This window comes from Mesobacillus subterraneus (assembly GCF_023715485.1).
Taxonomy (GTDB): Bacteria; Bacillota; Bacilli; order Bacillales; family Cytobacillaceae; genus Mesobacillus; species Mesobacillus subterraneus_B.
In genome coordinates, this window is record NZ_JAMBOF010000004.1 from 123707 (window position 1) to 141710 (window position 18004).

General features: G+C 41.4%; 24 protein-coding genes. 10 read left to right on the forward strand and 14 right to left on the reverse strand.

The features are described 5' to 3' along the window. Positions 1-137: 137 nt before the first annotated feature. Entirely contained in the window at positions 138-569 is a 432-nt protein-coding gene (locus M3204_RS07230) for a hypothetical protein (protein ID WP_251480289.1), read from the reverse strand. A 122-nt stretch (positions 570-691) separates the two neighbouring features. Here M3204_RS07230 and M3204_RS07235 point away from each other — a divergent pair, with 122 nt between their 5' ends. Continuing rightward, positions 692-1327 (forward strand): DUF2238 domain-containing protein, encoded by a 636-nt coding sequence (locus M3204_RS07235; RefSeq protein WP_251480291.1) that lies wholly within the window; start codon positions 692-694, stop codon positions 1325-1327. Between the two features lie 13 nt (positions 1328-1340). Continuing rightward, positions 1341-1496, forward strand: a complete 156-nt coding sequence (locus M3204_RS07240; RefSeq protein ID WP_251480294.1) for a hypothetical protein — start codon at positions 1341-1343, stop codon at positions 1494-1496. 54 nt (positions 1497-1550) lie between these two features. Here M3204_RS07240 and M3204_RS07245 read toward each other — a convergent pair whose 3' ends face one another. After that, positions 1551-1793, reverse strand: a complete 243-nt coding sequence (locus tag M3204_RS07245) for a hypothetical protein (protein ID WP_251480296.1) — start codon at positions 1791-1793, stop codon at positions 1551-1553. Positions 1794-1926: 133 nt separating this feature from the next. Beyond that, complete coding sequence (locus tag M3204_RS07250) at positions 1927-2115, reverse strand: hypothetical protein (protein WP_251480298.1); 189 nt, start codon at positions 2113-2115, stop codon at positions 1927-1929. 331 nt (positions 2116-2446) lie between these two features. Here M3204_RS07250 and M3204_RS07255 point away from each other — a divergent pair, with 331 nt between their 5' ends. After that, positions 2447-2689, forward strand: coding sequence for a hypothetical protein (locus M3204_RS07255; protein WP_251480301.1), 243 nt, complete (start codon positions 2447-2449; stop codon positions 2687-2689). A gap of 199 nt (positions 2690-2888) precedes the next feature. Here M3204_RS07255 and M3204_RS23845 read toward each other — a convergent pair whose 3' ends face one another. The 6 genes from M3204_RS23845 to M3204_RS07285 all read right to left on the reverse strand — a co-directional run bounded on the left by M3204_RS23845 (position 2889) and on the right by M3204_RS07285 (position 7728). Beyond that, positions 2889-3824: a c-type cytochrome gene (locus M3204_RS23845; protein ID WP_435367697.1), complete on the reverse strand. Its 936-nt coding sequence runs from the start codon at positions 3822-3824 to the stop codon at positions 2889-2891. A 258-nt stretch (positions 3825-4082) separates the two neighbouring features. Next, entirely contained in the window at positions 4083-4682 is a 600-nt protein-coding gene (locus tag M3204_RS07265; protein WP_251480306.1) for a class I SAM-dependent methyltransferase, read from the reverse strand. Positions 4683-4766: 84 nt separating this feature from the next. After that, on the reverse strand, positions 4767-5204 hold the full coding sequence (locus tag M3204_RS07270; protein WP_251480309.1) for a hydrogenase maturation protease: 438 nt from the start codon (positions 5202-5204) through the stop codon (positions 4767-4769). Beyond that, the gene (locus M3204_RS07275) at positions 5205-6614 is read right to left on the reverse strand and encodes a nickel-dependent hydrogenase large subunit (RefSeq protein WP_251480312.1); all 1410 of its coding nucleotides are present in this window, start codon (positions 6612-6614) and stop codon (positions 5205-5207) included. It abuts the gene before it with no gap. A gap of 5 nt (positions 6615-6619) precedes the next feature. After that, complete coding sequence (locus M3204_RS07280) at positions 6620-7522, reverse strand: hydrogenase small subunit (protein ID WP_251480315.1); 903 nt, start codon at positions 7520-7522, stop codon at positions 6620-6622. Then, positions 7522-7728: a cytochrome b5 domain-containing protein gene (locus tag M3204_RS07285; RefSeq protein ID WP_251480318.1), complete on the reverse strand. Its 207-nt coding sequence runs from the start codon at positions 7726-7728 to the stop codon at positions 7522-7524. The genes M3204_RS07280 and M3204_RS07285 overlap by 1 nt, the downstream gene beginning before the upstream one ends. 41 nt (positions 7729-7769) lie before the next feature. Here M3204_RS07285 and M3204_RS07290 point away from each other — a divergent pair, with 41 nt between their 5' ends. Together M3204_RS07290 and M3204_RS07295 are read left to right on the forward strand one after the other, a co-directional pair. Beyond that, a complete protein-coding gene (locus M3204_RS07290) occupies positions 7770-7910 on the forward strand; it encodes a hypothetical protein (RefSeq protein WP_251480320.1) in 141 nt (46 codons plus the stop codon). 21 nt (positions 7911-7931) lie between these two features. Further along, the gene (locus M3204_RS07295; RefSeq protein ID WP_251480323.1) at positions 7932-8243 is read left to right on the forward strand and encodes a hypothetical protein; all 312 of its coding nucleotides are present in this window, start codon (positions 7932-7934) and stop codon (positions 8241-8243) included. A 521-nt stretch (positions 8244-8764) separates the two neighbouring features. Here the strand turns inward: M3204_RS07295 and M3204_RS07300 are convergent. Together M3204_RS07300 and M3204_RS07305 are read right to left on the reverse strand one after the other, a co-directional pair. After that, positions 8765-9721, reverse strand: coding sequence for a nuclease-related domain-containing protein (locus M3204_RS07300; RefSeq protein WP_251480326.1), 957 nt, complete (start codon positions 9719-9721; stop codon positions 8765-8767). A 115-nt stretch (positions 9722-9836) separates the two neighbouring features. Next, positions 9837-10970: a zinc-dependent alcohol dehydrogenase gene (locus M3204_RS07305; protein ID WP_251480328.1), complete on the reverse strand. Its 1134-nt coding sequence runs from the start codon at positions 10968-10970 to the stop codon at positions 9837-9839. A gap of 144 nt (positions 10971-11114) precedes the next feature. On the opposite strand from M3204_RS07305, the gene M3204_RS07310 reads away from it, so the two are divergent. The 4 genes from M3204_RS07310 (at position 11115) to M3204_RS07325 (ending at position 14283) form a co-directional block, all read left to right on the forward strand. Continuing rightward, positions 11115-11315, forward strand: coding sequence for a hypothetical protein (locus tag M3204_RS07310; RefSeq protein WP_251480331.1), 201 nt, complete (start codon positions 11115-11117; stop codon positions 11313-11315). A 3-nt stretch (positions 11316-11318) separates the two neighbouring features. Next, the gene (locus M3204_RS07315; RefSeq protein ID WP_251480333.1) at positions 11319-11570 is read left to right on the forward strand and encodes a sigma-G-dependent sporulation-specific acid-soluble spore protein CsgA; all 252 of its coding nucleotides are present in this window, start codon (positions 11319-11321) and stop codon (positions 11568-11570) included. 139 nt (positions 11571-11709) lie between these two features. Continuing rightward, the gene (locus tag M3204_RS07320) at positions 11710-12090 is read left to right on the forward strand and encodes a hypothetical protein (protein ID WP_251480335.1); all 381 of its coding nucleotides are present in this window, start codon (positions 11710-11712) and stop codon (positions 12088-12090) included. A gap of 36 nt (positions 12091-12126) precedes the next feature. Next, the gene (locus M3204_RS07325) at positions 12127-14283 is read left to right on the forward strand and encodes an MMPL family transporter (protein ID WP_251480336.1); all 2157 of its coding nucleotides are present in this window, start codon (positions 12127-12129) and stop codon (positions 14281-14283) included. A 67-nt stretch (positions 14284-14350) separates the two neighbouring features. Here M3204_RS07325 and M3204_RS07330 read toward each other — a convergent pair whose 3' ends face one another. Both M3204_RS07330 and M3204_RS07335 read right to left on the reverse strand, forming a co-directional pair. Beyond that, positions 14351-15217 (reverse strand): YihY/virulence factor BrkB family protein, encoded by an 867-nt coding sequence (locus M3204_RS07330; RefSeq protein ID WP_251480337.1) that lies wholly within the window; start codon positions 15215-15217, stop codon positions 14351-14353. A gap of 247 nt (positions 15218-15464) precedes the next feature. After that, positions 15465-16220, reverse strand: a complete 756-nt coding sequence (locus M3204_RS07335; RefSeq protein ID WP_251480338.1) for a TraR/DksA C4-type zinc finger protein — start codon at positions 16218-16220, stop codon at positions 15465-15467. A gap of 158 nt (positions 16221-16378) precedes the next feature. Between M3204_RS07335 and M3204_RS07340 the strand changes: the two genes are divergently transcribed. Beyond that, the gene (locus tag M3204_RS07340) at positions 16379-17158 is read left to right on the forward strand and encodes a hypothetical protein (protein WP_251480339.1); all 780 of its coding nucleotides are present in this window, start codon (positions 16379-16381) and stop codon (positions 17156-17158) included. A gap of 37 nt (positions 17159-17195) precedes the next feature. On the opposite strand, the gene M3204_RS07345 is transcribed toward M3204_RS07340, so the two are convergent. Continuing rightward, the gene (locus tag M3204_RS07345) at positions 17196-17957 is read right to left on the reverse strand and encodes a 3D domain-containing protein (protein WP_251480341.1); all 762 of its coding nucleotides are present in this window, start codon (positions 17955-17957) and stop codon (positions 17196-17198) included. Between the last annotated feature and the right edge of the window lie 47 nt (positions 17958-18004).

Genomic DNA, 18004 nt, shown 5'->3' on the forward strand with positions numbered 1-18004 from the left:
TATGACACAAAAAGCCCTTCCGAGTTACGGAACGGCTTGATTTTGACTTTCACATTTTAGTTGCTCTTTGTTCAATATCCTCTCAGGAGCATCAATGTATAAATTACGAAGAAAAAAGCCTGTGTGCGAAACGCCATTTATAAAAAACGGCAGGAATCCCCGCTTTCCTCCTCTGATGTTATGACATATATTGTATGGCCATCCCTCACTCTTTCTTCGGCAAATCCGAACCTTTTTAATATATGCATATCTTCGTTTACAATGATTGCTGAAACAAACAGTAAACCTTGTAAATGAAACAAAGAAGTCTCTATTATACTTTCCAGTGAATTGGTTGCTTCCAGGCCGTTCAATACGGCAACCCGTCCACGAACACCGAGCGTTTCGAAAACAAATTCGATGCTGTCAGCCAATATTTCAGAAATTGATGCTGCAGCGCTGGTCATGTCAGTCCAATTTTCATCAAATACAAAGGCCTGCCAGGATCCAGAAAATGAACCTGGTAAAAACTCAATTTTAAGATATTGTTGATCGATGTCAAAATTGTAAAGGCATTTTAGTTCGTTCATAAATTCCCTCCAACTATATATACGCTTTAGTATTCCACATCTATTAATGGTTGATGAATTAGAATTAAAACGACGTGAAAGTAAATACTTACAATAGAAGACAATCGTTGGAGTTGAGATTAATGACTTTTAAAACGGCCCATTTATTTTTGCTTATCATTGTTTTAGTTACTTTTATCTGGTCTTTGATTAATCCAGCCGCATATTCGTCCTGGATTTTGGAAGCCGGACCGGCAATTGTCTTACTGGCAATTGTTCTTTTCCTTTATAAAAAATTTCGTCTGACGACCCTCTCTTATTCAATCATCGCCTTCGTTACCATTCTCGTATTCATCGGCGGCCATTATATTTATTCAAATGTTCCGCTGTTTGATTGGTTAAAGGAAGCATTGGACTTAAAAAGGAATCATTATGACCGTTTTGGCCATCTTATGAAAGGACTGACTGCAATTATTATAAGAGAAATCCTCTTGAGGAAAACCTTGCTTGCTAAAGGGGTATGGCTCAATGGGATTACAGTTTCCATCGTTCTGGCGATAGCTGCTCTATATGAAATCATTGAATGGCTTTTCGCAATGGTTACCAGTGACGGAAAAGCATCGAAAAATTTCCTGGGTATGCAGGGAGACATATGGGATGCCCAATGGGATATGGCATTGACACTGATTGGGTCTATCATAGCTTTAATTCTTTTTACAAAAATGCATGACATGCTGTTAAAAAGGGAAATAGAATTAAACACTGACAGGAATCATTAAGGAGGAAAATTGAATGGGAAAAGAACGCAAAGATCAGTTAAACATTGGTGAAGAAAATGAAAAACAGCACAGCATGGTTTGCAACGATCAATTATTTTTCCAGGAATTAAGAATAGCGGCTGAGGAAGCAGAACGAGATTATTTGGAGGACAGCAACAAGAATACTTAACAAAAAAGGAGAAAGACAGATTTTCTGCCTTTCTCCTTTTTATTTAGAGCCTTACTAATTAATGAAACGGTCCCGTTCGGCTGCTTCTTCTTCGCGTTCGGCTTCCCGTTCATCATGCCAAAATTTAATATGCGTAAGGATGGAAAATACAAGGAAGAAGTTCATTGTCCAGACACTGACAAACGGCGCAATTCCTCCAAACTCAATCGTTTCATATTGTTTTATAACCATCACGAAATAGGACTCAATAAAAACAAGCACAAATCCGGCTACACCAGCAATAGACATCCGTATCATAATCCTTAATCACCTCATAGTAGAATTATCAGATTATTTAAATAATACGACTTATTATTGAGGAAAGCAAGAATTTGTTCACTATTTTGCCTTATTTAATTATTGACAAATTGTCATAGTAAGAAGTCTTTTTTTATCTTTTAAGATTTTTTTGCTTTTGCATGATTTCATAAGACTTTTCGATAATATCCGTCAAAACATCACCTTTATATATTCTGCCAATCTTCGTATTTTCCTGATAGTATTCTACAATTTCATCAAGCTTTTCAGAAGTTTCCTTAGATACTCTTACATTTAATTGAATTCTCTGGGCTTCATTCATGTAACTTATTTCCCTCCAAATCCTTTTGCAACACTATAGAATCGCACTCTATCAAACTGCTAGCAATTAGATATCATGTAGATATTTGTCGCTATAAACCTTCAACGACCTTATTTTAGCACATTGCAACAGGTTATAACACACTCCACGTTCCTCAAAGCAGTTTTTCCTCTTTGCATGATGGGTAATTCATATAAAAAGGTTGCTTTCGCACTTTTTTCATGTAAAACTATCACGCAAAAAAATTTTCTTCCAGCTCTCTTTTACACGATAATTAATTATATTGGTGCCTAAAGGCATGAGCCGAAGAAAAGGACATGGGGACTGTGACATGGAATTAACTAAATGGTCTTATACAAAAAGGTATAATATCAAGGCACTTTTCAACGCATATCCGAATTCTGTTGTTATTTTCCGTAAAATTAAAAATTACTACTTCGTTTATACTATACAATGGTCGATGAGTGATCCTGTCGTTACGAAAAGCGCATTGGAAGAAATGGAACGGCTGCTTAACCACGAACTGGGCATGGCGGAAGATTATGGCGGGAGAAAACATTTTCGAAATAGATAAGCCATTTCAATTCGAGGGCAATTACCTAGACCGTTAATAGCTGAATCTTGGCACAAGTTATCCGCAAAGAGACACTAGAGATGAAAAATGAGTGTGATGTAAAGTTCAGACTCTAAACGCAACAGCAAACTCTATATTAATTATTGCACAAAAAAGAACCTCAATCCCTTAATAAGAGCTGAGGTTCTTTCGGCTGTGTTTATTTTGTTGTAAGAACTGCTTCCCAATCGATCGTGCCATTCTTTAATTGATCACGCTTTTCCTTATTCATGATATCAGCTGGTCTTCCGCCTTTTGGCCAGTCTCCTTCATGCCCTTTGAATTCCGGACGGTCATGCGAAAGGATGTAAGCAGCTACATTGATGGCATCCTGATCAGATAAGGTTCCGCCTTGGCCTTTAGGCATGTTCTTTTGAACATAACCAGCCATTTTAGTCAATCGTGACATCCCTGCTCCGTCATTGAACGAATCATCGCCCCAAACTGCAGGTCCAGTGTTTGCTCCCGTTCCTCCACCGTCTGCTGCATGGCAGCTCGCACAGGATTGTGCATAGACCTTTTCTCCATCCTCCACGCTCGGCACCGGGAATTGCTTTGGTTCCTTTGGCGCTCTCCAAGGAAGCTCAGCGCCGGCAGGAACGTCTTCAGACATGTATTGTAAATAAGCGATCATCGCACGCATCTCTTTACTGTCATACGGGAACATTTTCCCATTCATACTCCTTATCATACATCCATTAATACGATCTTCAAGGGTATAAACTTCACCCTCACGCGGCCTGTACTCCGGGTAAACCGCAGAAAGACCGACCATTGGTGCCTCTTCTTTAATTGTACCGCCATTCGCATGGCAGCTTGCGCAAGATAGGTTATTACCGACATACTCATCAGCAACCGTATTTGTTTCCATCATTAACTGATGTCCATATTTAATGCTTTCGCCTAGAGGTCCATCAGGGACATCCTCCATGCTTGGCGGGTTAAATTCAATTGTTTTGCTTGCTGTTTCTGTTTGCGGCTGAGGTGCACTTGCTGTTTCAGCAGGACCAAGATCCTGGCTGATTTTCCAGCCAACGAATAGTGAGCCAAAAATTAAAAATCCAATAATAATTGCAAGACTATTTTTCACATTCATTTCCTCCTTATGTAGATTCTAGAAATCTGCTATTTATTTTCTTATACCCATTCTAGTATAAAAAAACCTAGTATTTTCGTTTTAATTATGTATAAATAGTGAAAACTATAAGAATAGGAAAAAGAGCCGGGTTCCCCAGCTCTTCTCGTAAATCAGTCTATTTTTCTTTCACAAAATAATAGAGGAACCATACTGCCTGGGTTTTTTCATCATAAGCATGGATCAGCTTTTCGTTCTAATTGCTGTGCCTGTATCTTTTTATTCAGGATTGATGCCCTCGAATTCAACGAAGACACCTTTTAGATACTTCTTTTCCTCCAATACTATAATGCCTGATTCCCTCATGTATCGGCCTGTATCACGATTAAGATGGCAGCCGTCACAAAGCCTTTTCCAGGCGGGCGTAAGAGCGTCCTGAAGCGCTGCAAGCGAGGCGGATTCTGTTCTGACATGCTCAAACATTACGATTCTTCCACCCTTTTTACAAACTCTTCTGAGTTCCTTGAATACTTGTTGAGGATCATTAACAGAACATAAAACAAGAGTTGCGACAACAGTATCAAACTCGCCATCCTTAAACGGAAGCGATTCAGCAACTCCCTGATGGAATGCAACCGGCACCTTAAGATCCCTTGCCTTCTGTTTTGCCTGTTCAAGCATATGGGGATTCGGTTCGACAGAATCTATACTGAAAACTTTTTGCGAAGAATAGTAAGGAAAGTTTGCACCCGTACCGGTGCCAATTTCAAGAACTTTCCCTTCAAGGTCTGAAACTATTTTCTTCCTGATCCGTGCAATCCACCTTTTTTCAAGCGGACCCATAAGGGTGTCATATAAACCAGCAAACAATTTAGCCACAATACAGCTCCTAACAGTCGATTTTTCTCTCATTATAATAAAAAACGTCCTGATAAAGCTATTTTGCTTTACCAGAACCTTTAATTATTTGCATTTAGCCGCTGCTATATTGTGGATTAATTCACTAACCTTTTCTTTAATAAAAGGAAACCTGCCGTTTAATTCGGCGCTTAAGCCGAAATGAAATCCGATTTCGTATGGCTCGATTCCAATCAGGATTCCCTGCTTTTTGCTTAAAGCATGGAAAAGATGATAGTTATGGGCTGCAATTCCTTTTTCCATCCTGCCAAGCTCTGTCAGCTCGAATACATACAAACTACCTTTTTCTCCGCGGCACTGAACAGCGTCAATTATAATTAAAAATTCATTCTCCTCCACTTGTGCAAGACAATAATCCACATCTGTTTCACCAATCTCAAAACGAATCTGTCCATCTGTGTTCTCCGCCATCAGCTCTTGAGTAAGATATACTCCAATTCCATCATCCTGCATCAGCACATTGCCTATTCCCATCACCAGCATCTAAAACACCTTGATTGATTTGACTTCTTTCCCTGGCCTGTATACATGAGTCGCGCAGGACATGCAAGGGTCAAAGGAACGCAGGATGCGGCCAAGTTCAACAGGGTTTTCCACGTCCTTCAATGGTGTATGCATCAAAGCCAATTCAGCCGTTCCTTTTGATGATTCATCACTGGCGGAAAAATCCCAGGCAGAAGGCGTAATGATCTGATAAAACGATATGAGATTATTTTCAATTTTAACCCAATGGCCAAGGGCACCCCTAGTCGTTTCAACAAGTCCGGCTCCCTGTGCTTTTTCAGGCACTTGCCATCTCTTTTGTACATGCGTCCCGGGGATAATTTGATCGATGAGAACCTTCATGATCACGGCGATTTTCTTAGCTTCAAGCGACCTGGCAATCGTCCTGTCCATCGCAGATATGCCGTTGCGATATTCACCACTAAGCCATAGCCTGGCGAGTGGGCCCACCTCCATCGGGACACCCTTATATCGCGGTGCCTTCACGAATGTGTAAGCGTCCTCTTTATCCATATCAGGTGCTTGAATTTCATCAAAAGGCCTTGATGTTTCATTCCCCTTATACCATGAATAGTGGATTTTCTCTTCGATATACTTCGAGTCAAAAGCCTCTGTTTTTCTATTGATGTAAACAAGCGGATCTGTATATAAAGTTCCCAGTTCCTTATAATTGTTAAATGCTCCGTAGGACATTAAATTGCCAGGACCGCCTCCCAGATGAAACAGCTCTGGATAGTATTTAGCAACCGTATAAGTATCAGGGATCATCTTGTTTTCTATAAAATTACTAATCTTATCGAGGATCGACTTTATATGGATGATTTTTTCCGCATCCGGAGGTGTGGTAAATCCGCCGACAAAAACCCCATGGTTATGAGGCGCTTTTCCACCGAGAACTGCAAGCATTTGATGTGCCAGCCTGCTGTAGTTCAAGGATTCGAAATAGTGATCAGCAAGCGAGTCATTTATTTCCTTTGGAATCCTGTAATCATTATTATCAGATGTAAAAAGCGGATACTCCGGCGGCATTTTCACAAAATCAGGAAGTGTATATTGATAAAAATGCCTCAGATGATTTTGAAGGAACTCGCAGCAATGTATAATATCGCGGATGTAACGCCCTTGTTCCGTGACCTCGACTCCAAGAGCATCCTCAAGGGCTGTGGATGAAGCAACCGAGTGGGCAGTAGAACAGATTCCGCATATCCTTTGAGTCAAATAAATTGCATCAAATGGGCTCCGCCCTACCATCATCTGTTCGAACCCGCGAAACATAACACCTTTCGTCTTGGCGTCTGCCACAGCATTGTCTTCAACAGTGACATCAAGTTCCAAAAAGCCGCTCAGCCTTGTAACGGGATTTATCACGATTCTTTTCCTTCCAGACATATTCCCTACTCCCTTGTTGTGTTGTATGAAATGAATGGCGCCATCCGGTCTGGGAAGCCAGACTGGGCACAGCCGATGCAGGTGCTCGCCCCAATCGGCCAGTTGACATGCCCGTTCCACTGCCTTGTCGGGCAGTCGATGCGCGTGACCGGTCCTCTGCACCCGAGTTTGAATAAACAATATGGCTCTCCAAGCGTTTCCGAAAAAACCCCTTTATCGAAATAGGGCCTGCGTGGACATCGATCATGGAGTAAATCGCTGTAAAACATTTTCGGCCGTTGCTGCTGGTCGAGCTCTGGCTGGCCGTATAAAAGCAAGTGAGCGAGAGTACCCAGGAACCAATCGGGATGCACCGGACAGCCTGGCAGCTTGATGATTTCCCGGTTATCAAGGACTGTTTGCAGCCCTACCGACTGTGACAGATTCGGCCTGGCAGCCGAAGGTCCGCCATCAACAGCACAAGCACCTATCGCGATTACAGAGCTAGCCTTCTCGCCAAGCATTTTTGCTGCCTGCAAACCAGTGACTGGCTGGCCGTTCCGATTGCCAACTAGATGGTACATACCCTCGTTTTTAAGAGCTACCGCCCCTTCGATTCCAAGAATGAAGTCCTCATCACCCTCAGCAAGCTCGAATAGCCGGTTAATTGCTTTTTCTCCATCCTCCACCATCATGCTATTGCTGTAAACGATGTCGACCATTTGTGTAATCGCATATTCAAAATCCGGCTGAAACCCGTTTAAAAGCGAAATGATATTACCAGAACAACCGTTCAGTTCCAGCCAAACAAGCTTCTTTCTTTTCACATGTCCAGATTCAAGCCCACTCGTCACTGCCTGATATAACCTTTGTGCAATCGCTTCATTCGTAACGGATTCAGGCGGCAATACAATATCCAGTTTCTTCATCACACAAGCCTCCCTACCGGTTTTAGCTGTGCCAAAATCCAGTTCTGTCCCGCATGGCAGCTGGCAAATTCACCTGTCAAATCATTTCCCGCTTTCAGGCCAAAATGCGTAGCCAGTGACCATGCCGCATTGTTGGTAACATCATAAACAACACCATTAACCGCAACATAAGCAGGCATTCCATTCATACCGGTAAACTGCGTCAATTGTTCTCTTGTAAATGTCTGTCCATTTGGGTTGCCGGCTGGTGTCGGCGATTGGATTTGCCGCTGTCGTTGGACGTCTGGGTAGAGCAAACGTGATGGCTGAAAAGGCGGTTGTGCAGATTGGTTTATTTGTGCAGACTGGGATGGTTCCTGTATCTGATATGGTTGTCGGGACTGGTTAGATGCAGAAGAAAACTGTGTTTGTGGCGTCTGGTATAGTCCTCTACTGGACTGGTATGGTATATGTGTTGACTGGTATAAGACTTCCGTTGAGTGGTATGGTGCTTCTGCTGGCTGGTCTAATAGTCGAGGTGACTGGTATAGTTGTTGGGGTGAATTTTTGGGTTGTGGTAGGCGGGAGGCTTGTGTTGGAACAATTTGATTTTTTTCCACCCCGGCTTGGACAGGGATTGTATGTGTTTGTGTTTGTTGGAAAGGGTGGGTTGCATTTGGTTTCGCCTGTTGCTGCAAGGCAGTATTGCGTTCAGTTTGAAGGAATTGTACAAGGAATTTAAGATGGGTGGTTTGATTACAGAGCTGATTTAATGCCAGGTTCCGGGCGTATGGATTGCCAGTGGAGTATATTATCTGGATTAAATACTGAATTTCTGAAAAAGCCGCAGAAATCTCGCTGTCGATCGTGTAGTGATTTGCCAATTTATAAACCCCCTTCAAATTCCACAATGGGGAAATTAAAATTTTAATTCCTTTTGTCATTTTATTCGATAAATGGATTAATATTCTTTTAAAAAAGGATAAAAGTTAAATAAACTAATAGATTTATTTTCAAAGATAGCTGCTTTACCTGCTGTAAAAAGAGCTTAACTTTATCATAAAAATTTATTTTACCAAAATTACATTTTAATTTACTATTTCTTCTATTTAATTAACCAATTCTATTCTTTATTTAACTATTTTCTAGTTTTAATTAACCAAAACGCTTTTTTAATTCACTTTTTAACTAAAAATGGAAAAAACCAGTTAACTAACTGAAAATAAAAAAAACCTCCATGTTTATAATGGAGGTTAAACAGTATTAACTAAGTGTATACACTCTATTTCTCTTACCACCTTTTGATTGCAATCCCATTTTCAAAACTAAGTCGGCAGCCATTTTCCTTGTAGGCAGGAATAGAAATTCTTTAAACTTTTTTGTTGAGATATAGGGGCTAATTAAGAAGAAATAGTCCCTAATTGCCTGCTCATGTGCATCTTTCGAGGTACTTCCGCAATAAGCACAATGCCATCTCGCGGAATATCGCAGCATTGGGATATGGCCACAACTCTGGCATTGGACACCAGGCAGGATATCAGCAGGATCGATGCTGAAAAGATGAAGATGGGAACCTTCGGGCTCGTGGCTTTTAAGTAGTTGTTTGCTTAATTTCTTTACTTCCTTTTCTGGCAAGATTTCGTTTTTGCACTTGTTCCTATACTCTTCAATCTTAAAAACCAATTTGCCAGCTTTGCAAATTCGCTCGTAAACCTCTCGATCGTTCCCTGGGTTCTTTAAGATAGACGCTGAGTTGCTGTAGGCAACAATGAATTCAATGGGAATGGAGGGAAAGTTGCGATCTTTTAGCCATCTTTTCAACTGTTCTCTTTGTCGCTTTACCTGGAGAATGGGATCTTCATATGATTCAAGTTTGTCATTATGGGTGCGGAGGACTTGGTTTAGCCTAGTATCGAATTCAAGGATTCCAGGCATATTTTTTGCTTCAATTAAAAGAATTAAACTTGAAGATAATAGTAGGAAATCAATCTGGAAGTAGGTTTTGCCAAATGGCAAGCGGATATTTTGGAAGATATGAAAATCATTTTCATGGAGGAGATTGATGTAATAATCGAGGTCTTGTTCTCCTTTTAGGCCTGCTCTCCGAATCATCAAATCCTGGAGGATAACGGCCCGTTTTGGATGGTTTGGAGGTAGCCTTCGCAATAAAGCTTCGTCAATTAAAATTCTTAACGGAATGGTTCGTCTCTTAACAATCAAAATATAATCACCCCTTTTATAGATCTTCCTTCTCATTCGACATATTTTGCCGAATATCCTGCACACTTGAATAGAAAAAAAAGACAGACCCGAAGGCCCGTCTCCTCATTTCCTATTAAGGCTTCAAAACAACCTTGATGCAGTCATCCTTGCGGTCATTGAAAATTTCGTACCCTTTGGCGGCGTCTTCCAAAGGAATTTTGTGTGTGATGATGTCGGTTGGATCAAATTCACCGTTGACGACCATGTCAAACAACTTAGGCATATAGTGGATGACCGGTGCCTGACCCATTTTCATTGTAATATTCCGTTCAAAGAAACGGCCAAGCGGGAACATATTGTAGCGCAAACCGTAAACCCCGGTTAACTGTACTGTACCGAACTTTCGTACAGCTGTATGAGCAATCTCTATTGCGGAAAGCGTGCCGCCCTGCAGCTTCAGTTTTTGCTCGACCTTTTCCACGGCTGATTTCTTCCCGTCCATGCCTACGCAGTCGATGACCACATCAGCTCCGCCGTCAGTGAGATCCTGCAGGAACTTGCCGGGATCGTCCTGCTGGGTAAAATCGAAAATTTCCACGTTATTTGTTGTTTTGGCATGCATCAGCCTGTAATCGAGGTGGTCGACTGCGATGACTCTTTTTGCGCCCTTCATCCAGGCAAACTTTTGTGTCATCAAGCCGACAGGCCCGCTGCCAAGGACTATGACGGTATCCCCCTTCTTGACACCGGCATGCTCGACGCTCCACCATGCTGTTGGAATAACATCGGACAGGAACAGGAGCGATTCATCCTCTAGCTCACAAGATTCAGGCACAACAAATGATGTGAAATCGCCAAATGGAACCTTTAGATACTCGGCCTGGCCACCAGGATGGTTACCGTATTGTTCTGTATATCCGAAATAAGCACCTGTATCCTTATAATCGTTTGTAGTGTCACACTGGCTTTCCATTTGGTTCTGGCAGTAAAAGCATTCACCGCAGGATACATTAAATGGAATGACAACCCTATCACCTTTTTTCACTTTCGTTACCCCAGGTCCCACTTCCTCGACAATCCCCATTGGTTCATGGCCGATGATATAGCCTGGGCGCAAAGGCATATTTCCCTGGTAAAGGTGAAGGTCTGACCCGCAGATTGCTGTCGAAGTGATTTTTACGATCATATCTTTTTCATGTTCAATTTTTGGTGCTTCAACATTTTTCACCTGTACATCCTTTGAACCTTGATACGTAACTGCTTTCAAATCATGCCACCCCATTTCTGTTATTTCATTAAAAGAATTCCCCACAGTTATTCAGAAAAAACATGTTTGGAAGTTTTTCCAATAATTAGCGCCATACATAAACTTTCATTTTATAATGCACCTTATAAAATGGAGGTGTTAAAAATGGACCCAAATCAACCAGGTAATGAAAAGCTTCCTGATTTCAAGGACATGACAGACCGAATTATCGCTAGTCCAGCCTCTGGACCCCAGCTGGTAATCAAAACGAATCTCGACCCAGCAAATGCTACAGAGGATAACCCTTATTTTAAAAACGATCAAATGACCGATTCAGAACAATTCAAGGAATATTTCAAGGAGTAATCGATGGAAAAAACACAAGCTTATTTGCGTGAAATTGTATCTAACTATACTGAAACCTACCCCCTCAGTAAAAAAATCTATCAGCGGCTTGAGGAAGGCAACTATCCTTCAGAAGGTCATTTTGTTAGAGACCTGACGGCGGAGGAAGCAGAATTTTTGAATAAAATTCTTCCGGAAGCGATTGAGTATGCCAAGAACGAACTTGACGAAACTCGTGCCCGGCAATTGAATGAAGTGTACGAATTACTCTACTAGTCCGAAGGGGATTTACCCCTCCGGACTCCTTCACCTTCCCTGCTAAACACTCCTTAGAAATCTTTCAAACATTATCCATATCACTGTAAAAACGATTATTATATAATTTAGGTATTCATTTTTGAAGGAGAAGATTTCGATGCCTTTAGAAACATTATTGGATATTGCATTCCACTTTACCGGTGCTGTAATTGAAGAAACTTTAATAAGCTGGAAACCAGCAGCCCGCTCTGAAAAGCTTTATGAAAAACTTCAGTCCTTTCAGGGGAAATCTGTTATCGTTAGGTCTGGAGAATTTCTTGCTGGCGGGAAATTTAAATTTGACTCTACATATGAGGTTGAATCGTTCAAGGCTGAGTTAAGCGATAATGGTATTGTTATCTATACCGCCGATAAGACAGCGTTTGATATTGAAGGAAAAACTTTATCAAGGATCTATACTGGACAAAAGGGTCCGGGTCGTATCTGCATTAACACAAGCAAAACGGATTTCTTGATCGACCTTATAGAAATTTCATAAGAGATTTGACCAAATTGGATATTTATGGAGGAACAAGTGAATAAACTCGGTAGTGCAATTTACAAATACAAGAAATCAGTGATATTGGTTTGGGTTGGAATCATAGTCTTTTTTGGTTTTTTCGCATTGCAGCTCCCTTCTGTATTGAGCGGCAATGGATTTGAGTTTGATGGTGAATACAAAAAAACCAAGGAGATTATAGAGGAGGATTTTGGGCAGCATCCATCTTCAGTCATTGTCCTGTATGAAAATGAAGGGGAAGCATCTGATGAAAAATGGAAATCTTCCATTAAGAATTCCTTCGAAAAAGCGGAACAACTAGCCGCAGACAGTGTCTCTCCTTTTCAACAAGAAGGAATGATCAAAGAAAACATCGCTTATGGCGTCTTGATGTTTGACAAAGAAGCTTCCTCAATGAGCGAAGAAATAAACGATCTTCGCAAAGTTTTAAAAAACACAGACGGTATTAAAGTTTCGATTACAGGTGAACCGGTTATCATAAAAGACCTCAACCAGGCCAGCCAGGATGACCTTGCCAAGGCCGAGATGATCGGCCTTCCTATTGCTTTGCTTGTACTGGTACTTGCTTTCGGAAGCCTTGTTGCAGCCAGCCTGCCGCTGTTGGTAGGAATCTTTTCGATCTTAACCACAATGGGCGCGGTTTACTTTTTCAGCTATTGGTTTGATTTAACGATTTTTATCCTTAACATCGTCCCAATGATTGGCCTTGCCTTAAGTATTGACTTTGCCTTGTTATTCATTAACAGATTTAAGGAAGAAGTAAACAAACAGCCGGTCAAGGATGCGCTTATGACAACGACCGCGACCGCTGGGCGTTCGATTATCTTTTCGGCGATGTGCGTGTTCATCGGTCTTCTAGGGCTTATGTTCATAAAAATTGATATCTTCCAGAATGTCGCTATCGGCGGGATGACAGTTGTCCTTATTTCCGCAGTTTCCGCCGTCACTTTCCTGCCGGCAATCCTCGGACTGTTAGGCAGCAAAGTCCATTCGCTGAGCGTATTAAAAGTGAAATCAGACAAGCCTGGAATCTGGAGCACGTTTGCTCATTTTGTGATGAGAAGGCCTGTTATTATGACGTTGCTGGCACTAGGACTTTTAATTGCTGGATTGCTTCCAGTAAGGCAAATGGAGCTGACTGTCCCTGGAGTTGACGCACTCCCTCCAACCTACGATTCTAGAATTGCTTATGATAAGTTCCAGGATGAATTTGTAGATATAAACAAAAGCTCAGACAAGGAAGTCAAACTCATCCTAGAGACTGAAGGCGAGGTCTTAACGGAAGAGAACCTGGAAAAGCTGCAGTCCGTATTGAAAAAATTCGAACAAAACAAAAATGTGGAAGTTGTCGATTCTCCTTTCACATTAACAGGGATTGATGACCCGGCCGCTTTTCTTATTACTGCCTCCCAGGAAAACAGTCCGATCCAACATGTGGCTGATGCATTTATTACGAAGGATAAAATGCTCGCATCAGTTTACTTAAAAGAGAATCTTTCTGCTGCTGAGGCACAGGATTTGGTAAGGGAATGGGCTGATAAAGAATATGATGTTTCGATTTCATTTGGAGGATCCCCGAAATTCGAACAAGAAATCTTTGATGAGATTTTTAAAAAAGCACCACAAGGTCTGGCGTTAATCCTGGTATCCACCTTCCTGATCCTGATGGTGGCGTTTAGGTCATTGTTGATTCCCCTTAAAGCGATCATCATGAATATTTTAAGCTTAAGCGCCACATTCGGAATTGTCGTGTGGATCTTTCAGGAAGGGCATCTTGGAGTTGATCCGACAAGCATTGCCTTGATTCTTCCAGTGTTTGTTTTCAGCCTCGTGTTTGGACTGTCAATGGATTATGAGGTATTCCTCATCTCACGTATCCACGAGGAGTATCTTGAAACGCAAGATAATAACTACGCAACCTTAACCGGGTTAATTTCAACGAGTAAAATCATCTCCTCTGCTGCGGCAATCATGATTGTCGTGACAGGCGCATTTGCTTTTACAGGTGTTGCGCCCGTAAAGCAAATGGGTGTTGGGATTGCACTCGCCATCTTTATCGATGCCACTGTTATCAGAATGGTCCTGGTGCCCTCGCTGATGAAACTGCTAGGTGACTGGAACTGGTGGTTCTTTGGCCTCAAGCCTTCAAAAAATAAAAGGCTTGGACATTAGAAGCAAAACCCGACTAACCGAAATTAAGAGAAACAAAAAAACAGCAGTTGCCTGCTGTTTTTTTGTGTTATCCTCTTGCTGATGCCGTCTTATCTTCTTCTTCAATTGGCACTTCCCCAGTTTTATCACGGTGATGAATTGCATTGATTTCCCCACCAAGGACCAGAGCCAGACCTGTCAGGAATAACCATAGCATCAAGACGATGACGCCACCTAGACTTCCGTAGGTTGCAGAGTAGTTTCCAAAATTACTTACATAAAATGAAAAACCAAGTGAAATCAACTGCCATACAACCGTTGCAAAGATTGCTCCTGGAATTACATGCTTAAAAGGGTAATGTTTGTTTGGGGCAATTTGATATAAGGCTGCGATTACTGCTGCCATCACAACAAACGCGACAATCCAGCGAACGATGCTGAAAACGATGTCGAATGGCGCTGGAATGTGGATAAACGACTGAATTCCATCCAAAATGACTTTCCCAAACACAGGTAACAGCAGTGCAACGACTAAAGTAAGAATTAAACCAATTGTCAGCATGATCGAGATAAGTCTAGCTTTTATGAAGGATCGAGTTTCCTCGACATCGAATGCGATATTCATCGCTTTCATAAAAGCATTCATTCCGTTGGAAGCTGACCAGATTGTCCCGATGATACCGAAAGTCAGCAAACCGCCGTTTCGCTCGCTTACGAGCTTGACCACATTATCCTTCAACAATTGTGCTGATTCAGATGGCAACAATTTATTTACTACGTCAATTGCCTTTTGAGGATCGATATTCAAGTATGGAACAATTGCAATTAGCAAAATTAACATAGGAAACAAAGCTAACATGTAATAATATGCCTGTTGTGCTGCAAGACCGGTTGCGCGGTCTTCTTTCAACTCACCTAGCAGGCTTTTACCATAATACTTAATCTTCTCTTTCAATTACGAATCACCTCTCGTTGACATCCAGTATGCTTGTCTTTTCCCCGTTCTGGGAGTTTTTAATCATGATAAAAAACTCCAGCAGAATATTCTCGAAGGGCTCCTAAAAGATTTGCTGTTTGATTACCGCACCATGAACTCTTTTCTGCTCAATCAGCATATTGTCAAATATCACGATTAGACTTATACAAATAGAAAAAGAGCCAAAAAAAGACCATTCCTAAAAGAAACGGTCATTGGCTCAAGATTACTTATCATCTTCCACGTATGGATCATGCTCGTATGCTGGAAGGTCACCAAACGGGGTCATGATCCCTTCTTCATCAAGCTCATTTTCGTATTTCTCATGTTGTTTATTAGGGTACACAGTAATTTCTTTGCCGGAAATGTCCGTGCCTACAAAGTTTTCAAAGTCTTCAACATATCCCACGTTTTCCTCAGATTCAATATACATATCATTATAATTGTCCTGAGGAGTGACAAAATCAGATGGCGTCTCCGATGTTCCCCAGCTTGAAACCTCCTGCCAGGAATCCTCAGCATCATATGCTACATTTTCATCTTTATTATCCAAATCGAACTTGCCAAACGGAGGCATTAGCACCCCCTCTTCAATTGGCCGGTTGTGAGAGACTGTTCGGTCCGGGGTGTGCGCAATGCAAAAGGTCGTTTCAGGCAAAGCTTCAAGCCTTTCGAAAGAAATTTCCCTTTCGCAAACCTCGCATTTACCATAAGTTCCTTTTTCAATAGCCTGCAATGCTTTGTCTATATTCTGGAGTTGATATTCTACGTGATCGTTTAAAGCGATATCTTTTTCCCGTTCATACAACTCGGTCCCCTCATCACCCGGATGGTTGTCATAGCTCGAAAGCTCACCTGTGGATTCATGGGCATGGCCGCTTCTTAAATCAAAGTGATCATTTCCCTCCAAGTGAGATTGAAGATCTTTTTTATTTTTGAGAAGCTCTGCCTTGAATGCCGACAGCTGGCCATTTGTAAGCATATCAGCTGCTCCTTTCTGAAAAAGCGATTTTTCTTAGCTTGCTGCAAATTGCCTTAATTAATAAAAGGTAATAAGTGCTATCTGTTCGCCAGTACCAATTTTACCCCGGCATTCATACTATATATGACAACTTATCAAAATAAACAGGAGTGATGCCTATGCCTTTATTCGTTAATGGTTATGTTTCACCACAAATTTTTAATAATAAAACGAATATTGCTGAAAAGAGCAATCAAGATAAATTTCATCTTAACTATTTGCAAGAGGTATTGAATGAACAGCAGAAGTTGAACACCGAACTGACTGGAAGCGTTTCTCAATTCGACAGCAGCTTGCAGATTACTCGTCAAGAACAATATGCAAATTACATGGAGCTGGTTTCCGTTCTTGCCAGGCATGAAAATCTTTCTGAAAAGGTTATTGAAAATATTTCAGAACAAAAGGAGTCCACTTCGGAAATCGATGACAAACTGATCAAGCTTGAGGAAATGCATGAACAGTTTGCTAAATCATTTTTAAGCAAAGAACTGACCAGCCAGGCGATCCTTGACCAGCTTGCATGCCAGGAAGCTATGGTCCAGGATTTAAACAGAAAACTTCTCGAATATGAGGATGTTACCAATGCACTTGCTCTTCAATCGAAGAGGCAGGAAGAGCTGCAGGACATGATAGCAAAGCAAGCGGATTTACAAGGAATCTTCCATCAGACAATCATGGAACATTTGGGCAAACAAGATGCTGTTGGCGAAACGATCACAGATCAGCTAAGCGAAATAAAGACTACTTTATCAATGAAGGTCCATGTAATCATTGATAAAATCGAAGATCAATACTCAAAAATCACCCAGTTTTTCTTAAGCCTTATCTTGCCCAACATCACTCAAAAAAAAATAATTAAAGGTAAAACGTTTAAGACAAAAATTAAAAAGGAAGAATAAAAAAGCATTGGCAATTTGCCAATGCTTTTCCAAGTTATTAATCTAATATGGTAACCTTAACTGACTTTCTTCCCCATTGAAGTGCCCCGCTTTGAGTCGGGATAAAGACATCAATTCTGTTTCCTTTAATCGCGCCACCGATATCTTCTGCTGTCGCATAGCCGTAACCCTCGACATATACCTTTGAACCAAGCGGAATTACAGAAGGGTCGACTGCTATAACTTTCGCATCTGGATTAGTTTTCAGGTTCACTCCAGTTTTGGTAATTCCCGAACATCCTTCACAGCTAGCTGTATAAGCAGTAGCTTCAACGGTAATTTGATTCGATGAAGCAGCTGGCTTTGATGGAGCTGGCGTTGCCGTAACTTGTTTGGCTGCTGGTGCTGGTGCTGCTACTGGTGTTGCTGCTGGCTGAGCCTTTTCAGCCTTCATTTCGACTGGCATATTTGTATAAACAGCCAGGCTCATTCCAGGGCGGATCAGGTCAGAAGATAATTTATTCCATGTTTTAAGTTCTTCTACAGATACTCCGTATGCTTTTGCAATATTCCAGAGTGTATCTCCTTTTCTAACTTGTGCATACTTAATAGGAGATACTTCTAGCAGGTCATTTGCGTAAATAACATCACTAGATAAGTTATTCCATTTTTTTAAGGATTCAACTGATACGCCGTATTCCTTTGAAAGACCCCATAGTGTATCTCCCTTATGTACGACGATTTCCTCTGCCTGTGCTTGTGCTCCGGCCGCTCCAGAAATTGCCGCTGCTGCAACCAATGATAATAATGACTTTTTCATTTGTTTGCCTCCCATCGGCTAATTTTTCTCACGTGAATTATCGTAAC

Excerpts from the sequence above, each read along its gene's own strand:
- M3204_RS07230 (WP_251480289.1), bottom strand. The coding sequence starts at position 569 with ATGAACGAACTAAAATGCCTTTACAATTTTGACATCGATCAACAATAT.
- M3204_RS07235 (WP_251480291.1), top strand. The coding sequence starts at position 692 with ATGACTTTTAAAACGGCCCATTTATTTTTGCTTATCATTGTTTTAGTT.
- M3204_RS07240 (WP_251480294.1), top strand. The coding sequence starts at position 1,341 with ATGGGAAAAGAACGCAAAGATCAGTTAAACATTGGTGAAGAAAATGAA.
- M3204_RS07245 (WP_251480296.1), bottom strand. The coding sequence starts at position 1,793 with ATGATACGGATGTCTATTGCTGGTGTAGCCGGATTTGTGCTTGTTTTT.
- M3204_RS07250 (WP_251480298.1), bottom strand. The coding sequence starts at position 2,115 with ATGAATGAAGCCCAGAGAATTCAATTAAATGTAAGAGTATCTAAGGAA.
- M3204_RS07255 (WP_251480301.1), top strand. The coding sequence starts at position 2,447 with ATGGAATTAACTAAATGGTCTTATACAAAAAGGTATAATATCAAGGCA.
- M3204_RS23845 (WP_435367697.1), bottom strand. The coding sequence starts at position 3,824 with ATGAATGTGAAAAATAGTCTTGCAATTATTATTGGATTTTTAATTTTT.
- M3204_RS07270 (WP_251480309.1), bottom strand. The coding sequence starts at position 5,204 with ATGCTGGTGATGGGAATAGGCAATGTGCTGATGCAGGATGATGGAATT.
- M3204_RS07275 (WP_251480312.1), bottom strand. The coding sequence starts at position 6,614 with ATGTCTGGAAGGAAAAGAATCGTGATAAATCCCGTTACAAGGCTGAGC.
- M3204_RS07280 (WP_251480315.1), bottom strand. The coding sequence starts at position 7,522 with ATGAAGAAACTGGATATTGTATTGCCGCCTGAATCCGTTACGAATGAA.
- M3204_RS07310 (WP_251480331.1), top strand. The coding sequence starts at position 11,115 with ATGGACCCAAATCAACCAGGTAATGAAAAGCTTCCTGATTTCAAGGAC.
- M3204_RS07315 (WP_251480333.1), top strand. The coding sequence starts at position 11,319 with ATGGAAAAAACACAAGCTTATTTGCGTGAAATTGTATCTAACTATACT.
- M3204_RS07320 (WP_251480335.1), top strand. The coding sequence starts at position 11,710 with ATGCCTTTAGAAACATTATTGGATATTGCATTCCACTTTACCGGTGCT.
- M3204_RS07335 (WP_251480338.1), bottom strand. The coding sequence starts at position 16,220 with ATGCTTACAAATGGCCAGCTGTCGGCATTCAAGGCAGAGCTTCTCAAA.
- M3204_RS07340 (WP_251480339.1), top strand. The coding sequence starts at position 16,379 with ATGCCTTTATTCGTTAATGGTTATGTTTCACCACAAATTTTTAATAAT.
- M3204_RS07345 (WP_251480341.1), bottom strand. The coding sequence starts at position 17,957 with ATGAAAAAGTCATTATTATCATTGGTTGCAGCAGCGGCAATTTCTGGA.